We start from the raw sequence: 17,470 nt of genomic DNA, 5'->3' as shown, positions 1-17,470 counted from the left end.
AGGTTGGTGGAAACCACAAAGGGTCGTAGCTCAATTGGTAGAGCACTGGTCTCCAAAACCAGCGGTTGGGGGTTCAAGTCCCTCCGGCCCTGCTACACACTCCTTCGCCAGGATGTGTGCGCATGTACGTACTTCATTGCACAGCCGTGCGGCTCCACCGGGCGCGGCACGGCCACGACCCGGAATCAGGTGAGTAGCGTGACGGACGCCGTGGGCTCCATCGACATGCCTGATGCCGAGGATGAAGTCCCCGAGTCGAAGAAGAAGACCCGGAAGGGCGGCAAGCGCGGCAAGAAGGGCCCTCTGGGGCGCCTCGCGCTGTTCTACCGCCAGATCGTCGCCGAGCTCCGTAAGGTTGTCTGGCCGACTCGCAACCAGCTGACGACCTACACCACCGTGGTGATCGTGTTCGTCGTTGTCATGATTGGTCTTGTTACCGTCATTGACATGGGATTCGCGCGGGTCATCAAGTACGTCTTCGGCTGATCCGCGGAAGGCGTCCGAACCGGCGCCCCTTTCGCATGTTCCACCCCTTTGTATCCAGGAAGAAGCAGCCATCGTGTCTGACCCGAACCTGAACGACGCCGTCGAGCCCGAGGCTGGCGCCTTCGAGTCCGCCAAGGACGAGCTCGACATCGTTGAGGCTGCTGATTCCGTGGAGCCGGACCAGGCCGAAGCGGCCGACGAGGCCGCGGGCGAGCCCGCCGAGCAGGACGCCGTGCACGTCGAGTCGGAGGAGTCCGACGACGTCGAGGCTTCGTCCGAGGAGGACGACGCCGAGGCGGACGAGGCCGACGAGGCCGAGGCCTCCGACGACGAGAGCGCCGACGGGACCGACGAGGAAGAGGCCGAGCCGGCCCCCGCCGTCGACCCCGTCACCGCCCTGCGCGACGAGCTCCGCGGTCTCCCCGGCGAGTGGTACGTCATCCACACGTACGCCGGATACGAGAAGCGCGTGAAGGCCAACCTGGAGCAGCGCGCCGTCTCGCTCAACGTCGAGGACTTCATCTACCAGGCCGAAGTGCCCGAGGAAGAGATCGTCCAGATCAAGAACGGTGAGCGCAAGAACGTCCGCCAGAACAAGCTCCCGGGTTACGTCCTGGTGCGCATGGACCTGACGAACGAGTCCTGGGGCGTTGTCCGCAACACGCCCGGCGTCACCGGCTTCGTGGGCAACGCCTACGACCCGTACCCGCTGACCCTGGACGAGATCGTCAAGATGCTCGCCCCCGAGGCCGAGGAGAAGGCGGCCCGCGAGGCGGCCGAGGCCGAGGGCAAGCCGGCTCCGTCCCGCAAGGTCGAGGTCCAGGTGCTGGACTTCGAGGTGGGCGACTCGGTCACCGTCACCGACGGCCCGTTCGCGACGCTGCAGGCGACGATCAACGAGATCAACGCCGACTCGAAGAAGGTCAAGGGCCTGGTCGAGATCTTCGGTCGCGAGACCCCGGTCGAGCTCAGCTTCGACCAGATCCAGAAGAACTAGCGCTTCCCGCCGGTTTCTGGACACATGCCTACCCAGCAGGTCAGAGGGGCTTCACAGCCCGTCTGACCTGCTTGGTTTTTGGTCGCGCAGCTATACCCGTTATCGTTGTGCGGTATGCCTCCATCCGGATGACCGGAATGGCGGCGAAACACTCTCACTAGGACCCGGAGAGAGCAATGCCTCCCAAGAAGAAGAAGGTCACGGGGCTTATCAAGCTCCAGATCAACGCCGGTGCGGCGAACCCGGCCCCGCCGGTCGGCCCCGCGCTCGGTCAGCACGGCGTCAACATCATGGAGTTCTGCAAGGCCTACAACGCCGCGACCGAGTCGCAGCGTGGCATGGTCGTGCCGGTGGAGATCACGGTCTACGAAGACCGTTCGTTCACCTTCGTCACCAAGACTCCGCCGGCCGCCAAGCTGATCCTCAAGGCCGCAGGTGTGGACAAGGGCTCCGGCGAGCCGCACAAGACCAAGGTCGCCAAGCTCACGGCTGCCCAGGTCCGCGAGATCGCCACGACGAAGCTCCCCGACCTGAACGCCAACGACCTCGACGCCGCGTCGAAGATCATCGCTGGCACCGCCCGTTCCATGGGCATCACGGTCGAAGGCTGATTCAGCCCCGTAGCCCTCAGTGGTAGGACCAAGCGCTGGTCCGCACCACGACTCCACACTCTGAAACCACAGGAGTAGAAGTGAAGCGCAGCAAGACCCTCCGCGCTGCGGACGCCAAGATCGACCGGGAGCGCAACTACGCCCCGCTCGAGGCCGTCCGGCTCGCCAAGGAGACCTCCGCCACGAAGTTCGACGGCACCGTCGAGGTCGCGTTCAGCCTGGGTGTTGACCCTCGCAAGGCCGACCAGATGGTCCGTGGCACCGTGAACCTCCCGCACGGCACCGGCAAGACCGCCCGGGTCCTGGTCTTCGCGACCGGTGACCGTGCTGCGGCCGCGGAAGCCGCGGGCGCCGACATCGTCGGCGCCGACGAGCTCATCGACGAGGTGGCGAAGGGCCGTCTGGACTTCGACGCCGTCGTCGCCACCCCGGACCTCATGGGCAAGGTCGGCCGCCTCGGCCGCGTGCTCGGTCCGCGTGGTCTGATGCCGAACCCGAAGACCGGCACCGTCACCCCCGATGTCGTCAAGGCTGTCAACGACATCAAGGGCGGCAAGATCGAGTTCCGCGTCGACAAGCACTCGAACCTGCACTTCATCATCGGCAAGGTCTCCTTCGACGAGACCAAGCTGGTGGAGAACTACGCAGCGGCGCTGGAGGAGATCCTCCGTCTGAAGCCGTCCGCCGCCAAGGGCCGCTACATCAAGAAGGCCACGCTGGCCACCACGATGGGCCCCGGCATCCCGCTGGACGCCAACCGCACCCGCAACCTCCTCGTCGAGGAGGACCCGGCCGCCGTCTGAGCCACCGCGCTCACCCGGTAGTCGCGTCACACGCGTGCTCGGTGACGGGCCCCGCAACCTTTCGAGGTGCGGGGCCCGTCCTCGTATCCGAAGGATGCGGGCGATAGTACGAGTAACTGTCGGTGCCCTGTGCCAGTGTGGGGCGACAGGACGAGACGAGGGTGGAGCGGCAGATGACGACCAGGACTGTACGACGGGTATGCGTGGCGTTCGCTTCGGTGGCGGCACTGACGTCGGTGGCGGCCTGCAGCGGTTCCGACGACGGCGGTGCCGGCAAGGACGGCACGCGTGCGGGCGGAGCGGTGAAGAACGAACAAATCACCGCGCTGCGCCAGGTGCAGGAGAAGACCGGCGGAGCCAAGTCGGCCAGGATCGAGGGCTCCACGAAGATCGGCACCGACATGTCGATGACGCAGAGCGGTGTCATCGACTGGAGCGACGGCCTCAAGGGCTCCCTGAAGATCACGTACACCGGGGGCACGATGGGCGAGGCCCTGAAGAAGACCGGTGGCGACGGTTCGATGGAGGCCCGCTACCTCAAGGACGAGTACTTCGCCAACATGGGCGACGCCTTCGCCGCCAACATCGGGGGCAAGCACTGGATCCGCTACGCGTACAAGGACCTCGCCGCCGTGTCCGGCGCCTCCGGCGACGTGATGAAGGGCCAGGTGGAGAACAGCACCCCCGAACAGGGTGTGAAGGCACTCCTGGCCTCCGGCGATGTGAAGAAGGTCGGCCAGGAAGAGGTGCGCGGGGTGGCCACGACGCACTACTCCGGCACGGTCGACGTGGCGGAGCTCACCGGCAAGAACGCGGGCCTGGACGCCGCGCAGCTCGCCACGCTCAAGAAGCAGCTCGACCAGGCCGGCATCACCACGGAGACCGTGGACATCTGGGTCGACAAGAACAACCTGCTGGTGAAGAAGACCGAGCGCGGCACGATGAAGACCGGGGAGCTCAATTCCACCGTCTTCTACAGCGACTACGGCACCGAGGCCGCGGTGCGGAAGCCGTCGGCCTCCGACACCGTCGACTTCAAGGACATCATGAAGCAGCAGCAGGACGCCGCCGCGGGAGCGGGTGCGGACGCGTCCTGAAGGGCGTACGGAACCTTCCCCACCCACCCGAACCGGGACGGATTTGCTCGGCGCGGCTCCGGTCGCGTACTCTCCTGAAGAAGCCAAAGACCGCTGGTCGTCGCTGTGCTCTCGCAAGAGGGGACAACGGCCGAAGGATCCGCTGAGAACGGACGACCTGCGCAGGTGACTGTGGAAAGCTCCCGGACTTCGTCCGGTCGAGCTACGCCCTGGCACTTGTGCTGGGGCGTTTCGTCTTTTCCGGCCCCTTCTGAGCGGTCCTCATCACCCGGAAGGAGGCCGACGCTCATGGCAAGGCCCGACAAGGCTGCCGCGGTAGCCGAGCTGACGGACCAGTTCCGCAGCTCGAACGCCGCCGTGCTGACCGAGTACCGGGGTCTCACCGTGGCACAGCTCAAGCAGCTGCGCCGTTCGCTCGGTGAGAACGCCCAGTACGCCGTGGTGAAGAACACGCTGACCAAGATTGCGGCCAACGAGGCCGGGATCAACACGCTGGACGACCTGTTCACGGGTCCGACGGCGGTTGCCTTCGTCACCGGTGACCCGGTGGAGTCGGCGAAGGGTCTTCGTGACTTCGCCAAGGACAACCCCAACCTCATCATCAAGGGCGGTGTCCTTGACGGTAAGGCGCTGTCCGCCGATGAGTTCAAGAAGCTCGCGGACCTCGAGTCCCGCGAGGTTCTGCTCGCCAAGGTGGCCGGTGGAATCAAGGCGTCGATGGCCAAGGCCGCGGCGACGTTCCAGGCCCCGCTGTCGGAGTTCGTCCGCACTGCGGACGCCCTTCGCGCCAAGGTCGAGCAGGGCGGTGCCGGCACGCCGGCTCCCGCCGACGCCGAGGTGGCGGAGTAACCCTCCGCTCCACGGCTCGCAGCGGGCCCGTACGCCCGCCTTCATATACACCCGGCACCTGCCGACTTAGTGGAAGGACGCCATCATGGCGAAGCTGTCCCAGGACGAGCTGCTCGAGCAGTTCGAGACCCTGACCCTCATCGAGCTCGCTGACTTCGTCAAGGCCTTCGAGGAGAAGTTCGACGTCAAGGCTGCCGCCCCGGTCGCCGTCGCCGCCGCCGGTGGCGCTGCCGCCGCCGCGGACGCCCCGGAGGAGCAGGACGAGTTCGACGTCATCCTCACCGGCGCCGGCGAGAAGAAGATCCAGGTCATCAAGGTCGTGCGTGAGCTGACCTCGCTGGGTCTGAAGGAGGCCAAGGACCTCGTCGACGGCACCCCGAAGCCGGTCCTCGAGAAGGTCGCCAAGGAGGCCGCCGAGAAGGCTGCCGAGTCCCTCAAGGCCGCCGGCGCTTCCGTCGAGGTCAAGTGACCCTGCGAGTCATCTGACTCCTCAGGACCGTCTCTGCCGCAAGGCGGGGATGTCACATCGCAAAGGGCGATCACCCATCCGGGTGGTCGCCCTTTGGCGTGCCCTTGGCACGTGCCTTGCTCTTCCGGCGGCGGCGAGTATGGTGATCTTCGCCGTGTGCCTCTCGGAGGCGTCCCACGGCCTCCAGGGGCGGCTGGTGAGGGTCGCCGGCGGTTCGTCCCGGCTGGGGGGCCTTGACGAACCGCACGAGGCGCGCAATTCTCAGGACGCGTCATCACATCGGTCCGAATCCGAGGCATGGATCGAGTGCGAAGAGGGCAGTAAAGAAGAGCGCACCCCGCGCAAGGGCTAGGCATAGGTGTTGAGAACAGCTGTTGATGGCAACGTGGGTCTCTGAGAACCCCGACTGGACATCAGTGTGGCACTTGGCTACACTGACCCTTTGCGCTGCCTGTTAGCTGCCTCCTGCCCGTCACCAGGGGCATGCCCACGCTTGAGCACCGATGACCGATCCTCCCTGACCTGGGATATCTGTCTTTGTGTCCAACTTGGGACCGGTACGCGCGTAGTGAGTCCGAGCCCTCGGAAGGACCCCCTCTTGGCCGCCTCGCGCAACGCCTCGACCGCGAATACGAACAACGGTGCCAGCACCGCCCCGCTGCGCATCTCTTTTGCAAAGATCAAGGAGCCCCTCGAGGTTCCGAACCTCCTCGCGCTGCAGACCGAGAGCTTTGACTGGCTCCTCGGCAACGCCGCCTGGAAGGCTCGCGTCGAGGCTGCTCTGGACAGTGGACAGGACGTCCCCACCAAGTCCGGCCTGGAGGAGATCTTCGAGGAGATCTCACCGATCGAGGACTTCTCCGGGTCGATGTCGCTCACGTTCCGCGACCACCGCTTCGAGCCCCCGAAGAACTCGATCGAGGAGTGCAAGGAGCGCGACTTCACGTTCGCCGCGCCGCTCTTCGTCACGGCCGAGTTCACCAACAACGAGACCGGCGAGATCAAGTCCCAGACGGTCTTCATGGGCGACTTCCCGCTCATGACCAACAAGGGCACCTTCGTCATCAACGGCACCGAGCGTGTCGTCGTGTCGCAGCTGGTCCGCTCGCCGGGTGTCTACTTCGACTCCTCCATCGACAAGACGTCCGACAAGGACATCTTCTCCGCCAAGATCATCCCTTCCCGGGGTGCCTGGCTGGAGATGGAGATCGACAAGCGCGACATGGTCGGTGTCCGCATCGACCGCAAGCGCAAGCAGTCCGTGACCGTCCTCCTCAAGGCCCTCGGCTGGACCACCGAGCAGATCCTCGAAGAGTTCGGCGAGTACGAGTCCATGCGCGCCACCCTGGAGAAGGACCACACCCAGGGCCAGGACGACGCGCTGCTCGACATCTACCGCAAGCTCCGCCCGGGCGAGCCGCCCACGCGCGAGGCCGCTCAGACGCTGCTCGAGAACCTCTACTTCAACCCGAAGCGCTACGACCTCGCGAAGGTCGGCCGCTACAAGGTGAACAAGAAGCTCGGCGCCGATGAGCCGCTGGACGCCGGGGTGCTCACCACCGACGACGTCATCGCGACCATCAAGTACCTGGTCAAGCTGCACGCCGGGGAGACCGAGACGGTCGGCGAGTCCGGTCGTTCGATCGTCGTCGAGACCGACGACATCGACCACTTCGGCAACCGTCGTCTGCGCAACGTCGGCGAGCTCATCCAGAACCAGGTCCGCACGGGTCTCGCCCGTATGGAGCGCGTCGTGCGTGAGCGCATGACGACCCAGGACGTCGAGGCGATCACGCCGCAGACCCTGATCAACATCCGGCCGGTCGTCGCCTCCATCAAGGAGTTCTTCGGCACCAGCCAGCTGTCGCAGTTCATGGACCAGAACAACCCGCTGTCGGGTCTCACCCACAAGCGCCGTCTGTCGGCTCTTGGCCCGGGTGGTCTCTCCCGTGAGCGGGCCGGCTTCGAGGTCCGTGACGTGCACCCGTCCCACTACGGACGCATGTGCCCGATCGAGACCCCTGAAGGCCCGAACATCGGTCTGATCGGTTCGCTCGCCTCGTACGGACGCGTCAACGCGTTCGGCTTCATCGAGACGCCGTACCGCAAGGTCGTCGAGGGCCAGGTCACCGACGAGGTCGACTACATCACGGCCGACGAGGAAGACCGTTACGTCATCGCCCAGGCGAACGCGACGCTCTCCGACGAGCTGCGCTTCACCGAGCCCCGCGTCCTGGTCCGCCGCCGTGGCGGAGAGGTCGACTACGTGCCCGGCACGGACGTCGACTACATGGACGTCTCGCCGCGCCAGATGGTGTCCGTCGCCACCGCGATGATCCCCTTCCTGGAGCACGACGACGCCAACCGTGCCCTCATGGGCGCGAACATGATGAGGCAGGCGGTGCCGCTCATCAAGTCGGAGGCCCCGCTCGTCGGCACCGGCATGGAGTACCGCTGCGCCACCGACGCCGGTGACGTGCTCAAGGCGGAGAAGGACGGTGTGGTCCAGGAGGTCTCCGCGGACTACATCACCGTCACGAACGACGACGGCACGTACACCACGTACCGCATCGCCAAGTTCATGCGCTCCAACCAGGGCACCTCGGTCAACCAGAAGGTTGTCGTCTCCGAGGGCGACCGGGTCATCGCGGACCAGGTCCTCGCCGACGGTCCGGCCACCGAGAACGGTGAGATGGCCCTCGGCAAGAACCTGCTCGTGGCGTTCATGCCGTGGGAGGGTCACAACTACGAGGACGCGATCATCCTGTCGCAGCGCCTCGTGCAGGACGACGTCCTCTCCTCGATCCACATCGAGGAGCACGAGGTCGACGCCCGTGACACCAAGCTCGGCCCGGAGGAGATCACCCGGGACATCCCGAACGTCTCCGAAGAGGTCCTCGCGGACCTCGACGAGCGCGGCATCATCCGTATCGGTGCCGAGGTCGTCGCCGGTGACATCCTCGTCGGCAAGGTCACGCCCAAGGGTGAGACCGAGCTGACCCCCGAGGAGCGTCTGCTCCGCGCGATCTTCGGTGAGAAGGCGCGCGAGGTGCGCGACACCTCCCTGAAGGTCCCGCACGGCGAGATCGGCAAGGTCATCGGCGTCCGCGTCTTCGACCGCGAAGAGGGCGACGAGCTGCCGCCGGGCGTGAACCAGCTGGTCCGCGTCTACGTCGCGCAGAAGCGCAAGATCACCGATGGTGACAAGCTCGCCGGCCGTCACGGCAACAAGGGCGTCATCTCGAAGATCCTGCCGATCGAGGACATGCCGTTCCTGGAGGACGGCACCCCGGTCGACATCATCCTCAACCCGCTGGGTGTCCCGTCCCGAATGAACCCGGGACAGGTCCTCGAAATCCACCTCGGCTGGCTCGCCAGCCAGGGCTGGAAGGTCGAGGGCAGCGAGGAGTGGATGGAGCGGCTGAAGGCGATCGGCGCCGACGACGTCGCCGCCGGCACCAACGTCGCGACCCCGGTCTTCGACGGTGCCCGCGAGGACGAGATCTCCGGTCTCTTCGAGTCCACGATCCCGAACCGCGACGGCAACCGGATGGTCCAGCCCTCCGGCAAGGCCAACCTGTTCGACGGCCGCTCCGGCGAGCCGTTCCCGGAGCCGGTCTCGGTCGGCTACATGTACATCCTCAAGCTCCACCACCTGGTCGACGACAAGCTGCACGCTCGTTCGACCGGTCCGTACTCCATGATCACCCAGCAGCCGCTGGGTGGTAAGGCTCAGTTCGGTGGACAGCGCTTCGGTGAGATGGAGGTGTGGGCGCTGGAGGCTTATGGCGCCGCTTACGCCCTCCAGGAGCTGCTGACGATCAAGTCCGACGACGTGACCGGCCGCGTGAAGGTCTACGAGGCGATCGTCAAGGGCGAGAACATCCCCGAGCCGGGCATCCCTGAGTCCTTCAAGGTGCTCATCAAGGAAATGCAGTCGCTCTGCCTCAACGTGGAGGTGCTGTCCTCGGACGGTATGTCCATCGAGATGCGTGACACGGACGAGGACGTCTTCCGCGCGGCGGAGGAACTCGGTATCGACCTGTCCCGGCGCGAGCCGAGCAGCGTCGAAGAGGTCTGACGGGTTGGCCGGCCGGATCCCTGTGATCCGGCCGGCTCTCCCCGGACCCGTTCAGACCATTGCTGAAGTGCCCCATTTCTCGCTTTGACGCGAGGGGCTCGAACCCCCGAAAGAGGGATTGACGACAAGTGCTCGACGTCAACTTCTTCGACGAGCTGCGGATCGGCCTTGCCACCGCGGACGACATCCGGACCTGGTCGCACGGCGAAGTGAAGAAGCCGGAGACCATCAACTACCGCACGCTCAAGCCCGAAAAGGACGGACTCTTCTGCGAGAAGATCTTCGGTCCGACCCGGGACTGGGAGTGCTACTGCGGCAAGTACAAGCGTGTCCGCTTCAAGGGCATCATCTGTGAGCGCTGCGGCGTCGAGGTCACTCGCGCCAAGGTGCGTCGTGAGCGGATGGGCCACATCGAGCTTGCCGCTCCCGTCACCCACATCTGGTACTTCAAGGGCGTCCCGTCGCGCCTCGGATACCTGCTGGACCTCGCGCCGAAGGACCTGGAAAAGGTCATCTACTTCGCCGCGTACATGATCACGTTCGTCGACGAGGAGCGTCGTACCCGCGACCTTCCCTCGCTGGAGGCCCACGTCTCCGTCGAGCGTCAGCAGACCGAGAACCGCCGCGACTCCGACCTGGAGGCCCGCGCCAAGAAGCTCGAGACCGACCTGGCCGAGCTGGAGGCCGAGGGCGCCAAGGCCGACGTGCGCCGCAAGGTGCGCGAAGGTGCCGAGCGTGAGATGAAGCAGCTGCGCGACCGTGCGCAGCGCGAGATCGACCGCCTCGACGAGGTGTGGAACCGCTTCAAGAACCTCAAGGTCCAGGACCTGGAGGGCGACGAGCTGCTCTACCGCGAGCTGCGTGACCGCTTCGGCACGTACTTCGACGGCTGCATGGGCGCCGCGGCGCTGCAGAAGCGCCTGGAGTCCTTCGACCTGGATGAAGAGGCCGAGCGGCTTCGCGAGATCATCCGTACCGGCAAGGGCCAGAAGAAGACCCGTGCGCTCAAGCGCCTCAAGGTCGTCTCCGCGTTCCTGCAGACGAGCAACAAGCCCAAGGGCATGGTGCTCGACTGCGTGCCGGTCATCCCGCCGGACCTGCGTCCGATGGTGCAGCTGGACGGTGGCCGCTTCGCGACCTCCGACCTGAACGACCTGTACCGCCGTGTGATCAACCGCAACAACCGCCTCAAGCGTCTCCTTGACCTCGGCGCCCCCGAGATCATCGTGAACAACGAGAAGCGGATGCTGCAGGAGGCCGTCGACGCGCTGTTCGACAACGGCCGCCGCGGTCGCCCGGTCACCGGTCCCGGCAACCGCCCGCTGAAGTCCCTGAGCGACATGCTCAAGGGCAAGCAGGGCCGTTTCCGTCAGAACCTGCTCGGCAAGCGTGTGGACTACTCCGCGCGTTCCGTCATCGTCGTCGGCCCGCAGCTCAAGCTGCACCAGTGCGGTCTGCCGAAGGCCATGGCGCTGGAGCTCTTCAAGCCGTTCGTGATGAAGCGCCTGGTGGACCTGAACCACGCGCAGAACATCAAGTCGGCCAAGCGCATGGTCGAGCGCGGCCGCACCGTCGTGTACGACGTCCTCGAAGAGGTCATCGCCGAGCACCCGGTGCTGCTGAACCGTGCGCCCACGCTGCACCGCCTCGGCATCCAGGCCTTCGAGCCGCAGCTGGTCGAGGGCAAGGCCATCCAGATCCACCCGCTCGTCTGCACCGCGTTCAACGCGGACTTCGACGGTGACCAGATGGCCGTGCACCTGCCGCTCTCCGCGGAGGCACAGGCCGAGGCCCGCATCCTGATGCTGTCCTCGAACAACATCCTGAAGCCGGCCGACGGCCGTCCCGTCACCATGCCGACCCAGGACATGGTGCTGGGCCTGTTCTTCCTCACCACGGACGAGGAGGAGCGCAAGGTCATCGGCCAGGGCCGTTCCTTCGGCTCCACGGCCGAGGCGATCATGGCCTTCGACGCCCGGGAGCTCTCGCTCCAGGCGAAGGTCGACATCCGCTTCCCGGTCGGCACCATGCCGCCGCGTGGCTGGGTGCCGCCGGTCGCCGAGGAGGGCGAGCCCGAGTACCAGCCGGGTGACACCTTCCGGCTGCGTACGAGCCTGGGCCGCGCGCTCTTCAACGAGCTGCTGCCCGAGGACTACCCGTTCGTCGACTACTCGGTGGGCAAGAAGCAGCTCTCCGAGATCGTCAACGACCTGGCCGAGCGCTACCCCAAGGTCATCGTGGCGGCGACGCTCGACAACCTGAAGGCGGCGGGCTTCCACTGGGCGACGCGTTCCGGCGTCACCGTGGCCATCTCCGACGTCGTCGTGCCCGAGGCCAAGAAGGCCATCGTCAAGGGCTACGAGGAGCAGGACGAGAAGGTCCAGAAGCAGTACGAGCGCGGTCTGATCACCAAGGACGAGCGCACGCAGGAGCTCATCGCGATCTGGACCAAGGCGACCAACGAGGTTGCCGAGGCGATGAACGCGAACTTCCCGAAGACGAACCCCATCTTCATGATGGTTGACTCGGGTGCCCGAGGAAACATGATGCAGATGCGTCAGATCGCCGGTATGCGTGGTCTGGTGTCGAACGCGAAGAACGAGACGATCCCGCGTCCCATCAAGGCGTCGTTCCGTGAGGGCCTCACCGTTCTGGAGTACTTCATCTCCACGCACGGTGCCCGTAAGGGTCTGGCGGACACCGCCCTGCGTACCGCCGACTCGGGTTACCTGACCCGTCGTCTGGTGGACGTCTCGCAGGACGTGATCATTCGCGAGGAGGACTGCGGCACCGACCGCGGCCTCAAGCTGAAGATCGCGGTCAAGGGTGCCGACGGCGTGCTCCGCAAGACGGACGACGTCGAGACCTCGGTGTACGCCCGCATGCTCGCCGAGGACGTCGTCGTCGACGGCAAGGTCATCGCGCCTGCCAACGTCGACCTCGGTGACGTCCTGATCGACGCCCTGGTGGGCGCCGGCGTCGAGGAGGTCAAGACCCGTTCGGTCCTGACCTGTGAGTCCGCGGTCGGCACCTGTGCCTTCTGCTACGGACGCTCGCTCGCCACCGGCAAGCTGGTCGACATCGGTGAGGCGGTCGGCATCATCGCCGCCCAGTCCATCGGTGAGCCCGGTACCCAGCTGACGATGCGTACCTTCCACACCGGTGGTGTGGCCGGTGACGACATCACCCAGGGTCTGCCCCGTGTCGTCGAGCTCTTCGAGGCCCGTACGCCCAAGGGTGTCGCCCCGATCTCGGAGGCGGCGGGCCGCGTCCGGATCGAGGAGACCGAGAAGACCAAGAAGCTCGTCGTCACCCCGGACGACGGCAGCGAGGAGACGGCGTTCCCGATCTCCAAGCGTGCCCGTCTGCTCGTGGGCGAGGGTGACCCGGTCGAGGTGGGCCAGAAGCTCACCGTGGGTGCCACCAACCCGCACGACGTGCTGCGCATCCTCGGCCAGCGTGCGGTCCAGGTCCACCTGGTCGGCGAAGTCCAGAAGGTCTACAACTCGCAGGGCGTGTCGATCCACGACAAGCACATCGAGATCATCATCCGGCAGATGCTGCGCCGGGTGACGATCATCGAGTCCGGCGACGCGGAGCTCCTGCCGGGCGAGCTGGTCGAGCGGTCGAAGTTCGAGACCGAGAACCGTCGTGTGGTCACCGAGGGCGGTCACCCCGCCTCCGGCCGTCCGCAGCTGATGGGTATCACCAAGGCCTCGCTCGCCACCGAGTCGTGGCTGTCGGCGGCGTCCTTCCAGGAGACGACCAGGGTTCTGACCGACGCGGCGATCAACGCCAAGTCGGACTCCCTGATCGGCCTCAAGGAGAACGTCATCATCGGTAAGCTCATCCCGGCCGGTACGGGTCTGTCCCGCTACCGCAACATCCGGGTCGAGCCGACCGAGGAAGCCAAGGCCGCGATGTACTCGGCCGTCGGCTACGACGACATCGACTACTCGCCGTTCGGCACGGGCTCCGGCCAGGCCGTTCCGCTGGAGGACTACGACTACGGTCCGTACAACCAGTAAGCGAGTCGTTTGCGACTGACCACAGGGCGGTCACCCCGGACACGGGGTGGCCGCCCTGCGGCGTGGGTAGAGGGCCTCCGGTAACCCCCTCATGCGCCACCAGGAGCCGCTCAGGGCTATCAGGGACGGACGTGGAGGGCAGAGTCGGACTTCGGGGACGGTGGGGGACCGCTATGGACACGGCACGGGTCTCTTTCGGAGTGGCGGCACCTGCCGGCCCTCCGGAAGGAGAACCATTGAATCTCTGCGATCACCCGCTGGTCGGAAAGCTCATATCTCTTGGGCTGGAACGGGGGGACTTCGTCGTGGCGGGCAGCGGTCCGCTGCTGGCACACGGACTCAGGAGTTCAGTGGGCGATCTGGACGTCGTCGCCAGAGGCGCCGCCTGGAAGCGGGCCACCGAACTGGCCGATCCGGTGCCGGCCCCCTCCGGGTACGGGCTGATGGTGCTGCTGTTCGACGGTGGCCTGGAGATCTTCGACCGATGGCTTCCGGGAACGCCCGGACCCGACGAGCTCATCGAGGGTGCCGAATGGATACAGGGCCTGCCCTTCTGCCCGCTGCGGGAGGTGCTGGAATGGAAGCGAACCGCGCTGCGCCGGAAGGACCTGAAGGACATTCTGTTGATCCAGAAGCACCTGGACGGCGAAGTACTGGATCATGACTGAGCCCCGGCGTGTTGTGATGGACAGCATTTGTTTTGACCGGAGTCCGTGAGGTAGGTACGCTCAAGCCTTGTGCCTGGGGTGTGCCTGGGCTCGCGTGCGTGTCCTCAACCGCAGGGCGAGTCCGTAAGTGGCCACCGCAATCTGCGCCCCTTCTGCCTCAGGGCAGGAGCCTGCAGTATTCGACACACCCGACCGCGTGGGTCGGCGATGTTCCAGGTTAGTTTCACGAACGGCACACAGAAACCGGAGAAGTAGTGCCTACGATCCAGCAGCTGGTCCGGAAGGGCCGGCAGGACAAGGTCGAGAAGAACAAGACGCCCGCGCTCGAGGGTTCGCCCCAGCGCCGCGGCGTCTGCACGCGTGTGTTCACGACCACCCCGAAGAAGCCGAACTCGGCACTCCGTAAGGTCGCGCGTGTGCGTCTGACCTCCGGTATCGAGGTCACGGCCTACATCCCGGGTGAGGGACACAACCTGCAGGAGCACTCCATCGTGCTCGTGCGTGGTGGCCGTGTGAAGGACCTGCCGGGTGTTCGTTACAAGATCATCCGCGGCTCGCTCGACACCCAGGGTGTCAAGAACCGCAAGCAGGCCCGCAGCCGCTACGGCGCCAAGAAGGAGAAGTAAGAATGCCTCGTAAGGGCCCCGCCCCGAAGCGCCCGGTCATCATTGACCCGGTCTACAGCTCTCCTCTTGTCACCTCGCTGATCAACAAGATCCTCCTCGACGGCAAGCGTTCCACCGCCGAGCGGATCGTGTACGGCGCCATGGAAGGCCTCCGCGAGAAGACCGGTAACGACCCGGTCATCACGCTGAAGCGCGCGCTTGAGAACGTCAAGCCCTCGCTCGAGGTCAAGTCCCGCCGTGTCGGTGGCGCCACCTACCAGGTGCCGATCGAGGTCAAGCCCGGTCGCGCGTCCACCCTCGCTCTGCGCTGGCTCGTCGGTTACTCCCGCGCCCGCCGCGAGAAGACCATGACCGAGCGCCTCATGAACGAACTGCTCGACGCCTCCAACGGCCTCGGCGCTTCGGTCAAGAAGCGTGAGGACACCCACAAGATGGCCGAGTCGAACAAGGCCTTCGCGCACTACCGCTGGTAGTCGCTACCCACATCGAGACCGAGAGAAGATTGAGCCTTATGGCCACCACTTCGCTTGACCTGGCCAAGGTCCGCAACATCGGGATCATGGCCCACATCGACGCGGGCAAGACGACCACCACTGAGCGGATCCTGTTCTACACCGGCGTTTCGTACAAGATCGGTGAAGTCCACGACGGCGCTGCCACGATGGACTGGATGGAGCAGGAGCAGGAGCGCGGCATCACGATCACGTCCGCCGCGACGACCTGTCACTGGCCGCTCAATGATGTTGACCACACCATCAACATCATCGACACCCCGGGTCACGTCGACTTCACCGTCGAGGTGGAGCGTTCGCTCCGCGTCCTCGACGGTGCTGTCACCGTGTTCGACGGTGTGGCCGGCGTCGAGCCGCAGTCCGAGACCGTGTGGCGTCAGGCGGACCGCTACGGCGTGCCGCGTATCTGCTTCGTCAACAAGCTCGACCGCACCGGTGCGGACTTCTTCCGTTGCGTCAACATGATCGTGGACCGCCTCGGCGCGACCCCGATCGTCATGCAGCTCCCCATTGGCGCGGAGGCCGACTTCACGGGTGTCGTCGACCTCGTGTCGATGAAGGCCTTCGTGTACCCCGAAGAGGCCGCCAAGGGCGAGATGTACAACGTCACCGAGATCCCGGACAACCTCAAGGAGAGCGCGGCCGAATGGCGCGGCAAGCTCCTTGAGGCCGTGGCCGAGAACGACGACGACATGATGGAGCTGTACCTGGAGGGCACCGAGCCCACCCAGGAGCAGCTGCACGAGGCGATCCGTCGGATCACCCTGGCGTCGAAGGGCAGTGCCGACTCGGTCACCGTCACCCCGGTGTTCTGTGGCACGGCGTTCAAGAACAAGGGCGTCCAGCCCCTGCTCGACGCCGTTGTGCGCTACCTGCCTTCCCCCCTGGACGTCGAGGCCATCGAGGGCCACGACGTGAAGGACCCGGAGAAGGTCATCTCGCGCAAGCCCTCGGACGACGAGCCGTTCTCCGGCCTGGCGTTCAAGATCGCGAGCGACCCGCACCTCGGCAAGCTCACCTTCGTCCGGATCTACTCCGGTCGCCTCGAGGCCGGCACCGCGGTGCTGAACTCGGTCAAGGGCAAGAAGGAGCGCATCGGCAAGATCTACCGCATGCACGCGAACAAGCGTGAGGAGATCGCGTCGGTGGGCGCCGGTGACATCATCGCCGTCATGGGCCTGAAGCAGACCACCACCGGTGAGACGCTGTGTGACGACAAGAACCCGGTCATCCTGGAGTCCATGGACTTCCCGGCCCCGGTCATTCAGGTCGCCATCGAGCCCAAGTCCAAGGGCGACCAGGAGAAGCTGGGTGTCGCCATCCAGCGGCTCTCGGAGGAGGACCCCTCCTTCCAGGTGCACTCCGACGAGGAGACCGGCCAGACCATCATCGGTGGTATGGGCGAGCTTCACCTCGAGGTGCTCGTCGACCGCATGAAGCGCGAGTTCCGCGTCGAGGCGAACGTCGGCAAGCCCCAGGTCGCGTACCGCGAGACGATCCGCAAGGCCGTCGAGCGCATCGACTACACGCACAAGAAGCAGACTGGTGGTACCGGCCAGTTCGCGAAGGTGCAGATCGCCCTTGAGCCCATCGAGGGTGGCGACGCCTCCTACGAGTTCGTCAACAAGGTCACCGGTGGCCGCATCCCCCGTGAGTACATCCCCTCGGTGGACGCGGGTGCTCAGGAAGCCATGCAGTTCGGCATCCTGGCCGGTTACGAGATGGTCGGCGTCCGCGTCACCCTTCTCGACGGTGGTTACCACGAGGTCGACTCCTCGGAGCTCGCCTTCAAGATCGCCGGTTCGCAGGCGTTCAAGGAGGGTGCCCGCAAGGCCTCTCCCGTGCTCCTTGAGCCGATGATGGCCGTCGAGGTCACCACGCCCGAGGACTACATGGGCGATGTCATCGGCGACCTGAACTCCCGCCGTGGCCAGATCCAGGCCATGGAGGAGCGCAGCGGTGCTCGCGTCGTGAAGGGCCTCGTGCCCCTCTCGGAGATGTTCGGCTACGTCGGAGACCTCCGCAGCAAGACCTCGGGTCGCGCAAGCTACTCGATGCAGTTCGACTCCTACGCCGAGGTTCCGCGGAACGTCGCCGAGGAGATCATCGCGAAGGCCAAGGGCGAGTAACTCTCCCGAGTTCACGCTTTAGGCTTGTCACCGGAGCCCGGTGCGGCATTCGGCACATAGCGCAAGCAACGTGTGTCGAATGCCCCCGGCCCCGGCATCCCAGCAAAGATCACC

Annotated in this window: 13 protein-coding genes and 1 tRNA gene; all 14 read left to right on the top strand. The window is 65.6% G+C overall.

The genetic code is table 11. The features are described 5' to 3' along the window. Positions 1-19: 19 nt before the first annotated feature. The 14 genes from OHA98_RS35285 to fusA all read left to right on the top strand — a co-directional run bounded on the left by OHA98_RS35285 (position 20) and on the right by fusA (position 17,356). Positions 20-92: transfer RNA gene (locus tag OHA98_RS35285), tRNA-Trp, on the top strand. Positions 93-198: 106 nt separating this feature from the next. Further along, on the top strand, positions 199-486 hold the full coding sequence (gene secE / locus OHA98_RS35280) for a preprotein translocase subunit SecE (RefSeq protein WP_266931770.1): 288 nt from the start codon (positions 199-201) through the stop codon (positions 484-486). Between the two features lie 73 nt (positions 487-559). Further along, on the top strand, positions 560-1,483 hold the full coding sequence (gene nusG, locus OHA98_RS35275) for a transcription termination/antitermination protein NusG (protein WP_266931769.1): 924 nt from the start codon (positions 560-562) through the stop codon (positions 1,481-1,483). Positions 1,484-1,659: 176 nt separating this feature from the next. Next, positions 1,660-2,094: a 50S ribosomal protein L11 gene (gene rplK, locus OHA98_RS35270; RefSeq protein WP_003967000.1), complete on the top strand. Its 435-nt coding sequence runs from the start codon at positions 1,660-1,662 to the stop codon at positions 2,092-2,094. Positions 2,095-2,174: 80 nt separating this feature from the next. Further along, the gene (gene rplA, locus OHA98_RS35265; RefSeq protein ID WP_266931768.1) at positions 2,175-2,897 is read left to right on the top strand and encodes a 50S ribosomal protein L1; all 723 of its coding nucleotides are present in this window, start codon (positions 2,175-2,177) and stop codon (positions 2,895-2,897) included. A 173-nt stretch (positions 2,898-3,070) separates the two neighbouring features. Then, positions 3,071-3,994 carry a hypothetical protein gene (locus OHA98_RS35260; protein ID WP_266931767.1) on the top strand — a complete coding sequence of 308 codons (924 nt, stop codon included), beginning with the start codon at positions 3,071-3,073 and terminating at the stop codon, positions 3,992-3,994. Between the two features lie 288 nt (positions 3,995-4,282). Continuing rightward, the gene (gene rplJ, locus OHA98_RS35255; RefSeq protein ID WP_266931766.1) at positions 4,283-4,843 is read left to right on the top strand and encodes a 50S ribosomal protein L10; all 561 of its coding nucleotides are present in this window, start codon (positions 4,283-4,285) and stop codon (positions 4,841-4,843) included. A gap of 85 nt (positions 4,844-4,928) precedes the next feature. Next, positions 4,929-5,312, top strand: a complete 384-nt coding sequence (rplL, locus tag OHA98_RS35250; protein WP_266931765.1) for a 50S ribosomal protein L7/L12 — start codon at positions 4,929-4,931, stop codon at positions 5,310-5,312. Between the two features lie 598 nt (positions 5,313-5,910). After that, positions 5,911-9,393 carry a DNA-directed RNA polymerase subunit beta gene (rpoB, locus tag OHA98_RS35245; protein ID WP_266931764.1) on the top strand — a complete coding sequence of 1,161 codons (3,483 nt, stop codon included), beginning with the start codon at positions 5,911-5,913 and terminating at the stop codon, positions 9,391-9,393. 128 nt (positions 9,394-9,521) lie between these two features. Beyond that, positions 9,522-13,421 carry a DNA-directed RNA polymerase subunit beta' gene (locus OHA98_RS35240; RefSeq protein ID WP_266931763.1) on the top strand — a complete coding sequence of 1,300 codons (3,900 nt, stop codon included), beginning with the start codon at positions 9,522-9,524 and terminating at the stop codon, positions 13,419-13,421. A 236-nt stretch (positions 13,422-13,657) separates the two neighbouring features. Then, positions 13,658-14,089 (top strand): hypothetical protein, encoded by a 432-nt coding sequence (locus OHA98_RS35235; RefSeq protein ID WP_266931762.1) that lies wholly within the window; start codon positions 13,658-13,660, stop codon positions 14,087-14,089. A gap of 254 nt (positions 14,090-14,343) precedes the next feature. Then, a complete protein-coding gene (rpsL, locus tag OHA98_RS35230; RefSeq protein ID WP_003948652.1) occupies positions 14,344-14,715 on the top strand; it encodes a 30S ribosomal protein S12 in 372 nt (123 codons plus the stop codon). 2 nt (positions 14,716-14,717) lie between these two features. Further along, positions 14,718-15,188, top strand: a complete 471-nt coding sequence (gene rpsG / locus OHA98_RS35225; protein WP_003966970.1) for a 30S ribosomal protein S7 — start codon at positions 14,718-14,720, stop codon at positions 15,186-15,188. A 38-nt stretch (positions 15,189-15,226) separates the two neighbouring features. Then, the gene (fusA, locus tag OHA98_RS35220) at positions 15,227-17,356 is read left to right on the top strand and encodes an elongation factor G (RefSeq protein ID WP_266931761.1); all 2,130 of its coding nucleotides are present in this window, start codon (positions 15,227-15,229) and stop codon (positions 17,354-17,356) included. Positions 17,357-17,470: the final 114 nt, after the last annotated feature.

Origin of the sequence: Streptomyces sp. NBC_00654, from assembly GCF_026341775.1 — a bacterium.
Classification (GTDB): domain Bacteria; phylum Actinomycetota; class Actinomycetes; order Streptomycetales; family Streptomycetaceae; genus Streptomyces.
The sequence above is the reverse complement of the archived record's forward strand: the minus strand, read 5'-3'. Positions and strand labels throughout refer to the sequence as shown.

Bases quoted from the DNA above. Each gene is read 5' to 3' on its own strand.
- rplK (WP_003967000.1), top strand. From the start codon at position 1,660: ATGCCTCCCAAGAAGAAGAAGGTCACGGGGCTTATCAAGCTCCAGATC.
- OHA98_RS35260 (WP_266931767.1), top strand. From the start codon at position 3,071: ATGACGACCAGGACTGTACGACGGGTATGCGTGGCGTTCGCTTCGGTG.
- rplJ (WP_266931766.1), top strand. From the start codon at position 4,283: ATGGCAAGGCCCGACAAGGCTGCCGCGGTAGCCGAGCTGACGGACCAG.
- rplL (WP_266931765.1), top strand. From the start codon at position 4,929: ATGGCGAAGCTGTCCCAGGACGAGCTGCTCGAGCAGTTCGAGACCCTG.
- rpsG (WP_003966970.1), top strand. From the start codon at position 14,718: ATGCCTCGTAAGGGCCCCGCCCCGAAGCGCCCGGTCATCATTGACCCG.
- fusA (WP_266931761.1), top strand. From the start codon at position 15,227: ATGGCCACCACTTCGCTTGACCTGGCCAAGGTCCGCAACATCGGGATC.